Origin of the sequence: Phytohabitans kaempferiae, assembly GCF_042433955.1 — a bacterium.
GTDB classification, from domain to species: Bacteria; Actinomycetota; Actinomycetes; order Mycobacteriales; family Micromonosporaceae; genus Phytohabitans; species Phytohabitans kaempferiae.
Genome location: NZ_JBHLUH010000089.1, coordinates 146,826 through 159,588, shown reverse-complemented (window position 1 = coordinate 159,588; position 12,763 = coordinate 146,826). Strand labels below are relative to the sequence as shown.

Annotated in this window: 13 protein-coding genes and 2 pseudogenes; 10 read left to right on the top strand and 5 right to left on the bottom strand. The window is 74.4% G+C overall.

Annotated features, from left to right (window positions below):
- Positions 1-155: 155 nt before the first annotated feature.
- A pseudogene (locus tag ACFFIA_RS39930) lies at positions 156-503 on the top strand (PadR family transcriptional regulator); the annotation flags it as partial.
- A 40-nt stretch (positions 504-543) separates the two neighbouring features.
- Entirely contained in the window at positions 544-1,086 is a 543-nt protein-coding gene (locus ACFFIA_RS39925) for an anthrone oxygenase family protein (RefSeq protein ID WP_377261845.1), read from the top strand.
- 8 nt (positions 1,087-1,094) lie between these two features.
- On the opposite strand, the gene ACFFIA_RS39920 is transcribed toward ACFFIA_RS39925, so the two are convergent.
- Positions 1,095-1,424: a cupin domain-containing protein gene (locus ACFFIA_RS39920; RefSeq protein ID WP_377261842.1), complete on the bottom strand. Its 330-nt coding sequence runs from the start codon at positions 1,422-1,424 to the stop codon at positions 1,095-1,097.
- 61 nt (positions 1,425-1,485) lie between these two features.
- Between ACFFIA_RS39920 and ACFFIA_RS39915 the strand changes: the two genes are divergently transcribed.
- On the top strand, positions 1,486-1,989 hold the full coding sequence (locus tag ACFFIA_RS39915; RefSeq protein ID WP_377261840.1) for a GNAT family N-acetyltransferase: 504 nt from the start codon (positions 1,486-1,488) through the stop codon (positions 1,987-1,989).
- A gap of 9 nt (positions 1,990-1,998) precedes the next feature.
- Positions 1,999-2,790 (top strand): class I SAM-dependent methyltransferase, encoded by a 792-nt coding sequence (locus ACFFIA_RS39910; RefSeq protein WP_377261838.1) that lies wholly within the window; start codon positions 1,999-2,001, stop codon positions 2,788-2,790.
- Between the two features lie 136 nt (positions 2,791-2,926).
- Here ACFFIA_RS39910 and ACFFIA_RS39905 read toward each other — a convergent pair whose 3' ends face one another.
- The 3 genes from ACFFIA_RS39905 to ACFFIA_RS39895 all read right to left on the bottom strand — a co-directional run bounded on the left by ACFFIA_RS39905 (position 2,927) and on the right by ACFFIA_RS39895 (position 4,896).
- Positions 2,927-3,586: a DUF998 domain-containing protein gene (locus ACFFIA_RS39905; RefSeq protein WP_377261835.1), complete on the bottom strand. Its 660-nt coding sequence runs from the start codon at positions 3,584-3,586 to the stop codon at positions 2,927-2,929.
- Between the two features lie 257 nt (positions 3,587-3,843).
- Complete coding sequence (locus ACFFIA_RS39900) at positions 3,844-4,746, bottom strand: ketopantoate reductase family protein (RefSeq protein ID WP_377261833.1); 903 nt, start codon at positions 4,744-4,746, stop codon at positions 3,844-3,846.
- 27 nt (positions 4,747-4,773) lie between these two features.
- Positions 4,774-4,896: a 50S ribosomal protein L36 gene (locus tag ACFFIA_RS39895; RefSeq protein WP_377261831.1), complete on the bottom strand. Its 123-nt coding sequence runs from the start codon at positions 4,894-4,896 to the stop codon at positions 4,774-4,776.
- A gap of 364 nt (positions 4,897-5,260) precedes the next feature.
- Between ACFFIA_RS39895 and ACFFIA_RS39890 the strand changes: the two genes are divergently transcribed.
- Positions 5,261-6,955: a glycoside hydrolase family 99 protein gene (locus tag ACFFIA_RS39890; RefSeq protein ID WP_377261829.1), complete on the top strand. Its 1,695-nt coding sequence runs from the start codon at positions 5,261-5,263 to the stop codon at positions 6,953-6,955.
- Positions 6,956-7,162: 207 nt separating this feature from the next.
- On the opposite strand, the gene ACFFIA_RS39885 is transcribed toward ACFFIA_RS39890, so the two are convergent.
- Positions 7,163-7,906 (bottom strand): CDP-alcohol phosphatidyltransferase family protein, encoded by a 744-nt coding sequence (locus tag ACFFIA_RS39885; RefSeq protein WP_377261826.1) that lies wholly within the window; start codon positions 7,904-7,906, stop codon positions 7,163-7,165.
- Positions 7,907-8,021: 115 nt separating this feature from the next.
- Between ACFFIA_RS39885 and ACFFIA_RS39880 the strand changes: the two genes are divergently transcribed.
- From ACFFIA_RS39880 to ACFFIA_RS39860, 5 genes and pseudogenes are all read left to right on the top strand, one after another.
- Positions 8,022-9,008, top strand: a complete 987-nt coding sequence (locus ACFFIA_RS39880; RefSeq protein ID WP_377261824.1) for a zinc-dependent alcohol dehydrogenase — start codon at positions 8,022-8,024, stop codon at positions 9,006-9,008.
- A 4-nt stretch (positions 9,009-9,012) separates the two neighbouring features.
- Positions 9,013-9,411, top strand: a complete 399-nt coding sequence (locus ACFFIA_RS39875; protein WP_377261822.1) for a 6-pyruvoyl trahydropterin synthase family protein — start codon at positions 9,013-9,015, stop codon at positions 9,409-9,411.
- Positions 9,408-10,532 (top strand): glycosyltransferase family 4 protein, encoded by a 1,125-nt coding sequence (locus tag ACFFIA_RS39870; RefSeq protein WP_377261820.1) that lies wholly within the window; start codon positions 9,408-9,410, stop codon positions 10,530-10,532. Before ACFFIA_RS39875 ends, ACFFIA_RS39870 begins: the two co-directional genes overlap by 4 nt.
- A gap of 174 nt (positions 10,533-10,706) precedes the next feature.
- A complete protein-coding gene (locus ACFFIA_RS39865) occupies positions 10,707-11,534 on the top strand; it encodes a class I SAM-dependent methyltransferase (protein ID WP_377261818.1) in 828 nt (275 codons plus the stop codon).
- 58 nt (positions 11,535-11,592) lie between these two features.
- Positions 11,593-12,504 (top strand): annotated as a pseudogene (locus ACFFIA_RS39860) (lysylphosphatidylglycerol synthase transmembrane domain-containing protein); the annotation flags it as partial.
- Positions 12,505-12,763: the final 259 nt, after the last annotated feature.

The window sequence follows — 12,763 nt, the reverse complement described above, 5'->3', positions numbered from 1 at the left end:
TCCAGATCGACGTGCACGTGGCCTCCAAGGTCATCGTTGCTCAGCAACGTCGATCATCGAGGCCCTTGCCTGTTTCCGCAGCCCCCTCCCCGCATCACTCGTCTAGTACCGATTGACGGCACATGCCGATCGACGGCACGTCGCCCGCCATGGCGATGCGGGAGCCGACGTTCTTCATACTCACCGCGCTGGCCGAGCGCCCGCTGCACGAATACGGCGTGATGCGGGCGGTGGGCGAGCTTTCCGGCGGGCGGCTGGCGCTGCGCGCCGGCACGCTCTACGCGGCGCTCGACCGGCTGACCGACGACGGGCTGCTCACCGTCGACCGGGAGGGGGCGGTCGACGGCCGGCTGCGCCGCTACTACCGCCTGACCGACGAGAGGGCTGGTGGCTGGACTGACGCGGTGCCGCTTCGCGGCCCCATGCCTGAGCTGGCCCGCCGCTGCCGCCAGGCGCGCCCGGCCGTCCACGGTGGACTGCCGCCCACGCGCGCCGCCGCGGCTCGTGTCCACCTCGACCACGGCGGTGTGGTGGGATGGTGGCGTGACCGCTCCCGCCGCGTGGCAGCTGGCCGCCGAGCAGTCGGCCGGCGGCTCGCTGTTCGCCGCGGTCGTGCTGATCCTGGCGACCATGACGACCGGCGTCATGGCCGGCGTGTTCGGCCTCTTCGCCAACACGATCATGCCGGGGCTGGGGAGGACGGACGACCGCACATTCGTCGGGGCGTTCCAGCAGATCGACCGCGCGATCATCAACCCGCTGTTCATGGCGTTCTTCTTCGGCGCGCTCGTCCTCACAGGGCTGGCCGGCGCGCTGCACCTCGGCGCGGCCGGGCGGCGGGCGCTGCCGTGGATCGCGGTCGCGTTCGTGCTGTACCTCGCCGTGGTGGTCATCACGATCGCGGTGAACGTGCCCCGCAACGACGCGATCAAGGCGGCCGGCGACCTGGAGCGGATCGGCGACCTGGCCCAGGTGCGGCGCGAGTTCGACGAGGCCCGCTGGCGCGCGTTCAACTGGGTCCGCGTGGTGCTGACCACCGGCTCGTTCGCGCTGCTCTGCGTCTCGTTGCTGCTGCAGCGCGGCTGAGTCACAGGTCAGCGGCGCGTGTACTCCGCGGGGCCGAAGAACACCAGCACCGTCAGGTCCTCGGCGATGTCGGTGAAGCGGTGCCCCTCGCCCGCCGGCACGAACACCACCGCGCCCGGGCCCACCTCCACCGTCCCTGAGTCGGCGGTCAGCCGGGCGCGGCCGGAGACGACCACGTACACCTCGTCCTCGGTGTGCGGCCGCTGCGTGTCCACGCCACCGGCCGGGAGGCAGTACGTGCCGACGCTCAGGTCCGGCACGCGCAGCTCCTCGGTGTAACGCCCGTCCTGACCCGGGTCAGGTGGGGTGTACCGGCCGGCGTTCGAGAGGACCTCCATGCCACCGAGGCTAGCCCGAAACGGGTGGCGGAAGATCGCCCGGCGCGGCAGTGTCGGTCGCATGGACGCGGGGGTCGAGTTGGTCGAGGTGGGGCCGGACGACTGGCGGCTGTGGCGGGAGCTGCGGCACCGGGCGTTGGGCGAGGCGGCGCACGCGTTCCGCACCACGCTCGCCGAGTGGCAGGGCGAGGGCGACCGCGAGGAGCGGTGGCGCGAGCGCCTGGCGATCCCCACCTCGCTCAACCTCGTCGCGCTGCTGGACCGGCGGCCGGTGGGCATGGCCAGCGGTTTTCCGGAGGACGACCCGGACGTGGTGTGGCTGCACTCGGTGTGGGTCGACCCGGTGGCGCGCGGCAAGGGCGTCGGCGACCGCCTCGTCGGCGCGGTCGTGGCCTGGGCGCGGGCGACCGGCGCGCGGGAGATGAGGCTCGGCATCGTGGAAGGCAACGCCACCGCCGAGGCGCTCTATGCCCGCCACGGCTTCCGCTACACCGGCGAAGTGAACGGCATCCTGCCCGACGGAGTACGCCGCGACCTCGTCATGGCCCGGCCCCTCAACGCATAGTGTGGTGCGGTGGCACGCGAGGTGTGGGCACAGGGCGACGCCTACGAGGCGTACGTCGGGCGGTGGAGCCGCCGGGTCGCGGCGCCGTTCGTGCGCTGGCTCGACGTGCCGGCCGGGCGGCGCTGGCTCGACGTGGGGTGCGGCACCGGCGCGCTGAGCGCGACCGTGCTGACCCTCACCGAGCCGGCCGAGGTGACCGGCGTCGACCCGTCCACCGGCTTCCTCGCCGCGGCGCACGCGCAGGTCGCTGACCCGCGGGTCAGCTTCCTGGCCGGCGACGCGCGCGCCCTGCCGCTGCCCGCCGCCCGGTACGACGTGGTGGTGAGCGGCCTGGCGCTCAACTTCGTGCCCGCGCCGGAGGTGGCCGCGGCCGAGCTCGCCCGCGTGGCCGCCCCGGGCGCGGTGGTCGCCGCGTACGTGTGGGACTACGCCGAGGGCATGGAGCTGATGCGGCACTTCTGGGACGCCGCGGTCGCGCTCGACCCGGACGGCGCCGAGCATCACGAGGGTCGCCGCTTCCCGATCTGCCGGCCGGGGCCGCTGCGTGCACTGTGGAGCGACGCGGGGCTGCGCGGCGCCTCGGTCGAGGCGATCGACATCCCCACCGTGTTCACCGGTTTCGCCGACTACTGGGAGCCGTTCCTGGGCGGGCAGGGCGCTGCCCCGGCGTACGCGATGTCGCTCGGCGAGGAACGCCGCGCCGCACTGCGCGACCTGCTCCGCGACCGCCTGCCCGCCAACCCCGACGGCACCATCGCGCTCACCGCCCGTGCGTGGGCGGTCCGCGGCAACGCCACCTGACCCGCCGGTCAGCGGTCAGGCGGCTGAGCGGTCGGTCAGCGGGTCAGGCGGCTGGGCCGTCGGTCAGGGGCGGCTGCCGGCGGGGGCGCCGCTCAGGCGCGCGCTTCGGCTGAGCGGCCACTGACTGAGGCGCCGGTCAGGCGGCGGCCGGCGGCGTCATCGGCGCCGTCGGTGCGCCTGGCCGCCCGCTGGCAGCCAGGCGGACGGCGACCGCGCCGAGGAAGGCGAACGAGAGGGCCGATCCCAGCACGAGGCGGAGGCTGAGGCTCTCCAGGTCCGGCCAGGCGGCCACGACGACGTACACCACCGGCGCGAGCAGGCACGCCACAGCCCAGCCGCGCCTCCCGTCCGCCACGAACCGGCGCCGCAGCACGAAGCACACGGCCAGCCACGACACCGCCGCCACCACGAACCCCAGCTCGTGCAGCGCCCCATGCCAGCTGATCCGCTCGGGCGCCCCGGCCGGCGCCCCGGGCGGGAAACCCGCTCCCGGGTCCGTGACGAAGACGCCGGCCAGGATCAGCCCGATCCCGTTGGCGGCCACGAGCACCGGTCCCCACGTGCCGGCCCGCCCGGGGCGCAGCGCCCGCCGCAGCCCGCTCGCGCAGGCCAGCAGCAGCCCGCCGCAGGCGACGAACGTGGCGATCTGCACCCACCCCAGGTCGCCGAGGCCCAGCAGGCTGACCGGATGGCGCGTCGGGTCGTACCCGTCCCGGGTCAGCGCCTGCACCAGCCACGAACCCACGAACAGCGGACCCGCCGCCGCCCCGCACCACAGCAACGTACGCGTGGACATCCGCGCTCCTCTCCGTTCCGGCCCCCGTTCGGGTCGCCATCCAACGGAGACGTCGGAGCCGGCGCGGCCGGACGGACACGGCTCCCGGCCCGTGCGGGCTGGCTGGCCGTGCCCCGGCTCCGGCGCCTGCGCCGGCCGAGTCGGGCGGTCAGATGCCGGTCACCGGCATCTGAGAACCAGCGCAGGCGGGCACCGCGTCCCCAAAGCGGGAGAGTCGAACGCCGCAGGCGCGCGGGCCGCGCCGCCCCGGCGGAGAGTCAGATGCCGCGCTCGCGCAGTTCGGCGACGAGGCGGGCGGTCACCGGCGCGTCGACGCCGTGCCGGGTCGCGGCGCGCAGCACCGCACCGCCGATCGCGTCGACCTCGGCCGGGCGGCCGGCCTCGACGTCGCGCTGCATCGACGACTTCATCCCAGGCGGCACGCGGTCGAAGAGCCCCAGGACCGCAGCGGTGTCCACTGTGGCCCCGGCCGCCCGCGCCACCGACACCACCTCGCCGGCGACCGCCTCCAGGTCGGCGCGGTGCTTCTCCCGCACCTCGCCGGCGGTCCCGGCGTACGCCGTCGTCAGCAGTGCCAGCGGGGCCAGGAAGGCGAGCTTGTCCCAGAGCAGCGCCGCCTCGGAATCCCGTACCACCGCGTCGATCCCCGCCGTGCGAAGCTGCGCGGCGAGCGTTTCCAACCGGGCGGTCGGGGCGAGGTCACCGGCCACCTCGACGGCACAGAACGGGCTCGTGTGCGCGATCCGCCCGGGCCCGACCCGCGTCGACTCGACCCGGATCGAGCCGGCGAGCACCTGGGCCGCCGGGAAGCGCTCGCGCAGCGCGGCCAGGTGGTCGACGCCGTTGAGCAACGGCAGCACCAGGCCCGCGCCGAGCGCCTCGGCCGGCGCGCCTTCCAGCGCGGCGTCGAGCCCGGTCGCCTTGGCCGCGACCACGCAGACGTCGACGGGCGCGGTCAGCCGCGGCACGGCGGTGGCGGGCACGTGGAAATCGCCGTACTGCGCGCTGGTCACGGCCAGCCCGCCGGCGGTGAGCGCCGCCGCCGTGTCCGGCCGCGCCACGTACACCACCGGATGTCCGGCCCGGCTCAGCACCGCGCCGACAAGGCCGCCGACGCCACCTGGCCCGACCACCGCGACGCTCCACGGCGACTCCGTCACGTGCCCTCCCTCAAGTCACGTCCGGCGTCAGCCCTGGCGGCCGTTCCACCGGGGGTCGCGCCGGTTGAGCACGCGCACCCGGCCACCGCGGCGGACCACCACCGCGCCCGGCTTGCGGGCCAGCGAACGTAGCGAGCTACGAACCTTCACCTTGGTCCTCCCTTCCACACCGCGTCCAGTCCTCCGACCGACGCCGCATCCGCAACGCCGGGCGCACGCTCAGGATTCCCGGGTACGGGCGAGCGCGCCGACCGGTCCGCGATGCCTGGCCCGCGCCCGGGGCGGCCGCCGGGGACGCATCCGGTGCGGCAGGGCCGCGCCCGAGGTGTCGCCCACATGCTCACTGCGCCACGCGGATTTTGCGGGCTTCTTGTTCGGACGTTTCGTGTGTTGATTCGACTATTGCGAGGATGTGTCGGGTCCTGGCACGATGGCCGTCAATCCCATCGCTCCCGGGGCGATCCATGAAAGTTGATGGCCGCCTCAGGTACGCCGACCCCGAAGGAGCGCCGCCATGGCGGTATCGCGCCGCAGCTTCGTCACGTCCGTCGCCGCCGGCTCCGCGCTGGCCGCTGTGTCGGCCTCGGAGATCGTCTCGGCCTTCACCAGCGCCGCGAGCGCCGCCAGCCCGCCCGGCGACGTGGTCGGGAAGATCTCCGTCGGATACCAGGGCTGGTTCTCCTGCCCCGGCGACGGCGCGCCGATCGGCGGCTGGTGGCACTGGAGCCGCGACCGCTTCCAGCCGCCCTCGCCGAGCAACACCACGATCGTCTCCTGGCCCGACATGCGCGAGTACACGCACGGCTACACCACCGCCTACCCCAACCTCGGCAACGGGCAGCCGGCCCAGCTCTTCTCCTCGTACGACCAGCAGACCGTCGACACGCACTTCCGGTGGATGCGGGAGCACGGGTGCGACACGGCGGCGCTGCAGCGGTTCAACCCGTTCGGCGACGAGGGGCCGACCCGCGACGCGATGGCGCTCAAGGTCCGCGACGCGGCGGAGCGCTTCGGCCGCAAGTTCTACATCATGTACGACGTCACGAGCTGGACCAGCATGCGGTCCGAGCTGAAAGTTGACTGGACCACCAAGATGTCGGCGCACACCGCGTCCCCGGCGTACGCGCGGCAGAGCGGCAAGCCGGTCGTGTGCGTCTGGGGCTTCGGCTTCAACGACCCGGGCCGCCCGTTCGCGCCGGCGCCCTGCCTCGAGGTGGTCAACTGGTTCAAGGCGCAGGGCTGCTACGTGATCGGCGGCGTGCCCACGTACTGGCGGCAGGGCATCAACGACTCCCGCCCCGGCTTCCTCGACGTCTACCACGCGTTCGACATGATCTCGCCCTGGATGGTGGGCCGCACCGGCACGCTCGACGGGCTGGACTGGTTCTACGCCAACGTCAACGTGCCCGACCAGGCCGACTGCGACGCGCACGGCATCGACTACCAGCCCTGCGTGATGCCGGGCGACCTGTCCACCGGCGCCCGCGCGCACGGCGACTTCTACTGGCGGCACTTCTACAACATGGTTCGGCTGGGCTGCCAGGGCATCTACATCTCGATGTTCGACGAGTACAACGAGGGCAACCAGATCGCCAAGACCGCCGAGACCGCGGCCACCGTGCCGGCCGGCACCGGCATCCGGCCGCTGGACGAGGACGGCACGTTCTGCTCGGCCGACTACTACCTGCGGATCACCGCGGACGGCGGCCGGATGCTGAAGGGCCAGCTCGCGCTCACCCCGGTGCGCCCCACGCCCCCGGTCGTCGCGGGCGGACCCGGTCCACAGCCCGGTGTCAACCTGGCGGCTGGGAAGCCGGCGACGGCCAGCAGCCAGAACAGCGGCTTCGCCCCGGCCAACGCGGTGGACGGCAACGCGGGCAGCTACTGGGAGAGCGCCAACAACGCGTTTCCACAGTGGATCCAGGTGGACCTCGGCGCGGCCCTGTCGGTGGGGCGCGTGGTGCTGAAGCTCCCGCCGGCCGCCGCGTGGGCGACCCGCACGCAGACGCTCTCGGTGCAGGGCAGCGCCAACGGGTCCGCCTTCACGACACTGGTCGCCTCCGGCGGGCGCACCTTCAACCCGGCCACCGGAAACGCGGTGACGCTCACCTTCCCCTCGGCGAGCGTGCGCTACGTGCGCGTGCACATCACCGCCAACACGGGCTGGCCCGCGGGTCAACTCTCCGAGCTGGAGGCGTACGCGTCGTAGCGCCCGCCCGGTTGGCCTCCTGCTGGCCGGGCGGCCACATTGGACCCGGCCCGCCGCGCGGCCTGGGCGGGGCGCCCTGGGCGGGGCGCCGGACGTGGGCGCGACGCTGGTGCGGCGACCACCAACCCTTGCCGGCTTCGCCGGCCCGGCTGACCAGCGGCCGAAGGCCGCCGGTCAGCCGGTGAACGTTAGTGGCCACCGCACTAGCTAGCCGGCGGCCACGGAGCGGCGGATCTGGTGTGCGTGCCAGAGCCACGCCACGTCGCGGCTGAACGACCAGACCAGCAGCGCCAGCGCCGTGCCCACGACCGCCAGCGTCAGCGCGAACGGCAGCAGGCCCGAGCTCGCCACCGCCAGCGCGATGCCCTGGATCGCGGCGACCGTCTTGCGGGACATGCGGTGCGGCAGCGCGGCGCGCAGCCACGGCAGTGCCCAACTCGCCACCACGAAGGCGTACCGGAACACGCCGATCGCGAGTACCCACAGGCCCAGCGTCTGGGCGACGACCGCGCTGAGCACCAAGATGAGGATGGCGTCAACTTCCATGTCGAAGCGGGCGCCGAGGGCTGAGGTGCTGCCGGTACGGCGCGCCACCTGGCCGTCCACGGCGTCGAGGGCGAGCGCCACCGCGGCGAGGGTCACGAAGACGGCGACCGGGACGGCGTGGCCGGTGAGCCAGTCCGCGGCCAGCGCCGCCACCCCTCCGACCAGCGTGGCGCGGGCCAGGGTGACCTGGTTGGCGGGACCGAGGAACGTGGTCCCGGAGCGGCGCAGCGCGCGACCGAGCAAGAGCCAGGTGCCGAAGGCGTACACCGAGCCGACGACCCAGCCCGCGGCGTTGAGGCCAACGCCCGCGGCCAGCATGCCCAGGAGGAGGAACTGCACCGCCAGCCCTGTCGTGTGCCCTTCGACGGACGGGGTGGTTTCCAGGGGCCGGTCGCTGACGGTCAACGTTCCTCCGTAGTTGTCTGGGCGGCTAGAGCCCCACCACGTATGGTTACCAGGGCCCACGGTCTGAAAAACGGGAATCGGGCCGGTTTGGTTCACCGCTCGCGGAAGGAGATCCATGACGCTCCGTGGTCGAGCGTTCTGGCTCGATGCCCCCGGGCACGGTGAGATCCGGCCGGTCGCCTTGGAGCCCCCCGGTCCGGGCGAGGTGTTGGTCCGCTCGCTGTGGTCGGGCGTGAGCCGGGGTACCGAGACGCTCGTGTTCCGGGGCGGCGTGCCGGAGAGCCAGCACGCGGCGATGCGGGCGCCGTTCCAGGAGGGCGATTTTCCAGCCCCCCTCAAGTACGGCTACCTGAACGTCGGAGCTGTGGAGGAAGGCCCGCCGGAGCTGGTCGGGCGCACGGTCTTCTGCCTGTACCCGCACCAGACCCGCTACGTCGTGCCGGCGTCCGCGGTCACGCCCGTACCGGACGGGGTGCCGCCCCGGCGGGCCGTGCTCGCCGGCACGGTGGAGACCGCCGTGAACGCCCTCTGGGACGCGTCACCCCTGGTCGGCGACCGGATCGCCGTGGTCGGCGGGGGCATGGTGGGGTGCTCGGTCGCCGCCGTGCTCGCCCGCTTCCCCGGCGCCCGTGTGCAGCTCGTCGACGCCGACCCGGCGCGCGCCGAGACCGCGGCGGCGCTGGGCGTCGGGTTCGCCACCCCCGAGGAGGCGGCAGGCGACCGCGACCTGGTCATCCATGCCAGCGCCACCGCCGCCGGGCTCGCCCGCTCGCTGGAGCTGCTCGCCCCGGAGGGGACCGTGCTGGAGCTCAGCTGGTACGGCGACCGCCAGGTCACCATCCCGCTGGGCGAGCACTTCCACTCCCGCCGGCTGACCGTGCGCAGCAGCCAGGTCGGCACGGTGTCGCCGGCACAGAAAGGGCGGCGCACGTACGGCGACCGGCTCGCCCTCGCGCTGGAGCTGCTCACCGACCCCGCGTTCGACGCGCTGCTGACCGGCGAGTCAGCCTTCGAGGAGCTGCCCGAGGTGCTCCCCAAGCTGGCCGGCGGGGGCATCCCCGCGCTGTGCCACCTCGTCCGCTACGACACCGCAGGAGGTTGAGGGGTTGTTCAGCATCACGGTCCGGGACCACATCATGGTCGCGCACAGCTTCCGGGGCGACGTGTTCGGTCCGGCGCAGCGGCTGCACGGCGCGACGTTCGTGGTGGACGCGACGTTCCGCCGGCCCGAGCTGGACGACGACAACATCGTCGTGGACATCGGCCTCGCCACCACGCAGCTCGGCGAGGTGCTCGGCGACCTCAACTACCGCAACCTCGACGACGAGCCCGCGTTCGCCGGCGTCAACACGTCCACCGAGTTCCTCGCCAAGGTGATCGCCGACCGCCTCGCCGACCGGGTACACGCGGGCGCCCTGGGCGAGGGCGCCCGCGGCCTGGCCGGCATCACGGTGACGCTGCACGAGTCGCACGCGGCGTGGGCGAGCTACGAGCGGACCCTGTGAGGGACCTGCACGTCGTCCTTCCCGGCGGTGTGGACAACCCCGTCTCCCCCAGCGGCGGCAACCTCTACGACCGGCGGGCGTGCCAGCACCTGGCCGGGCTCGGCTGGCGCGTCGTCGAGCACGCTGTGGACGGCGCCTGGCCCCGCCCCGGCGCCACCGCGACCGCCCGCCTGGCGAAGCTGCTGTCGGCCCTGCCTGACGGTGCCCTCACCTTGCTGGACGGCCTGGTCGCCTGCGCGGCGCCCGAGGTGGTGGTGCCCGCCGCCGCCCGGTTGCGGGTCGCCGTGCTGGTCCACCTGCCGCTGGTCGACGAGGGCGGGGACACCGACCTGGACGCGTGCGAGCGCGCGACGCTCCGCTCCGCCGCCGCGGTCATCGCCACCAGCGGCGGCGCCGCGCGCCGGCTCGCCGCGCTCCACGACCTCGACGGGGTACGCGTGGCCGCGCCAGGTGTGGACGGCGCACCCCTCTCCGCCGGTACGGCCGATGGTGGCCGCCTGCTCTGCGTCGCCGCCGTGACCCCCCGCAAAGCGCAGGACGTGCTGGTCGCGGCGCTCGCCACCGTGGGCGACCTGCCGTGGTCGTGCACGTTCGCCGGCTCGCTCGACCGCGACCCCGCGTACGCCTCCCGCGTGATGGCCGCCGCGGCCGAACTCGACGGCCGTGTCACGTTCGCCGGGCCGCTGGCGGGGGCCGCGCTGGACGCCGCCTACTCGGAGGCGGACCTGCTGGTGCTCCCGTCGCACGCCGAGACGTACGGCATGGTGGTGACCGAGGCGCTCGCCCGCGGCGTGCCGGTCGTCGCGACGGCGGTCGGCGGTGTACCGGAGGCACTCGGCGCGGTGCCCGCCCCCGAGATGGCGGGTCGCGCCCCGACCACCGACCGCTCAAAGCGGCCGCCGGCCGCCGGGCCCGCGATCGGCCTCGCGGCAGACCTGGTCCGGCCGGGCATCCTCGTGCCGCCGGGCGATCCGGAAGCCCTGGGCGACGCGCTCCGGCGGTGGCTGGAGTCCGGCGAGCTGCGGGACCGGCTCCGGACGGCCGCCCGTGCCCGTCGATCCACACTGGACGGATGGGACACGACGGCACGCGCCCTCTCCGGCATCCTGGCGGCACTGTGAGCCGGCTGCGGAAGCGGCACGGCAGGGCCGGAGGCCCCCATACCGGGGTAGCCGGGAACGTCACCGACCTGATGGCGCAGGTCGTCGCCGCACACGCGGCACCGACGCCGGCGTCCCGCACACGCTCCAGCGGCGTCGCGCGGAGGAATGGCACCGTTACGTCCCAGCCTGGTGATGGATGAAGGAGGTCCGGTGAGTGAGTTCAGCCCGGGGTGGCTCGCCCTGCGAGAGCCGGCCGACGCGAACGCGCGCGCCGTCGAGCTGCTCGACCCCCTGCGCGACCGCCTGGCCGGCACCATCCGCCCGGTGATCCGCGACCTCGGCGCCGGCAGCGGCTCGATGGGGCGGTGGCTGGCACCGCGACTCGGCGGTCCACAGCACTGGGTCATGCACGACCGCGACCCCGCGCTGCTCGCGCTCGCGGCGTCCGGGATGGCACAGTTCCCGCTGGTCACGGTCGAGACGCGGCAGGGCGACGTGACCCGCCTGACCGCCGCCGACCTGGCCGGCGCCTCGCTGGTCACCGCGTCGGCGCTGCTCGACCTGCTCACCGCGGAGGAGGTCGACGGGCTGGCCGAGGCGTGCGTCGGCGCGGGAAGCTCGGCGCTGTTCACACTCTCGGTCGCCGGCCGGGTCGACCTGTCGCCGGCCGACCCGCTGGACGGCGAACTTGAGGACGCCTTCAACGACCACCAGCGTCGGATACACGGCACACGCGCCCTGCTCGGCCCCGACGCACCGGGCGCGGCGGCGGAGGCGTTCGAGCGGCGCGGGGCGATGGTGATGGAGCAGCCCAGCCCTTGGCGGCTCGGCCCCGAACACGCCGCGCTCATCGCCGAGTGGCTGCGCGGCTGGGTCGGCGCGGCGGTCGAGCAACGGCCTGAGCTGGGCGAACCCGCCGGGTCGTATCTGCGGAGGCGCCTGGATGCCACCGCGGAGGGTGACCTGCGCGCGACGATCGACCACCGCGACCTGCTGGCACTTGCGCCGTTGTCCGGATGAACCCTCGGCGGGGCCGCTCCCGTACAAGCGGGGGAACGCCTCGAAGAGGGAGGGCTGTGTGTCGCGATCGGTGTGGGCCTGGGTCAAGGTGCTCGGAGGGCTGGCGATCCTGGGCGTGCTGGTGTGGCGGCTCGGGACGGGCGCGTTCCTCGACGGGCTGCGCGTGATCGACGGCGGCACGCTCCTCGCCGCCCTCGGGATCGGCCTGCTCACCACGGTGCTGAGCGCGTGGCGGTGGTGCCTCGTGGCCCGTGGCCTGGGGATCCGCCTCCCGCTGCGCGGCGCGGTCGCCGACTACTACCGCGCGATCTTCCTCAACGCCGCGCTGCCCGGCGGCATCCTCGGCGACGTGCACCGCGCGGTCCGCAACGGCCGCGACACCGGCGACGTCGGCCGCGGCGTGCGCGCGGTGGTGCTCGAACGCACGGCCGGCACCGTCGTCTTCGTGGTGGTGGGCGTGTCGGTGCTGCTCGTCGTCCCCTCGCCGATCGTCCCCCGCGACCGGCTCGTCCAGGCGGCGGCCGCCGTCGTGCTCGCGGTCGTGGCCGGCCTCGCCCTGGTCGCGTGGGCCCGCCGCCGGCGGGGCACGTCGTTGGTCACCCGAGCCCTGGGTACGGCCGCCGCCGACGTCCGCCGCGGCCTCCTCGCCCGCCGTGTGTGGCCGGGGATCCTGGTGTCGTCGGCGGTGGTGATGGCGGGGCATCTGGCGACGTTCCTGGTGGCCGCCCGCGCCGCCGGCGCCACGGCCTCGGTCGCCCGGCTGGCGCCGCTGATGCTGCTCGCGCTGCTGGCGATGCTGCTCCCTCTCAACGTGGGCGGCTGGGGACCGCGCGAGGGCGTGACCGCGTGGGCGTTCGGCGCGGCGGGGCTGAGCCCGAGCCTTGGCCTGACGGTCGCGGTCGTGTACGGGGTGCTCGCCTTCGCCGCCAGCCTGCCCGGCGCCGCGGTACTGCTCGTGCGGTGGTTGCGCCCCGCGCCGCGGGCCGTGACGCCACAGGCGGCCACGCCGCAGGTCGTCACGCCGCCGGCACGGCCGGCCGCTACGTCGCAGGTGGCCGTGTCGCCGGTGCGCCAGGTCGTCACGTCGCAGGTGGTCGTGCCGGCGGTGCGCCAGGTCGTCACGTCGCCGGCACCGGTGGAGGTCGCGCCTCCCTCGGCCGTCGAGTGGAGCCGCCACACACCAGTGGTCGCCACGGCCGGCACCGCTTCGTCCTGATCGGTCGCCCCAT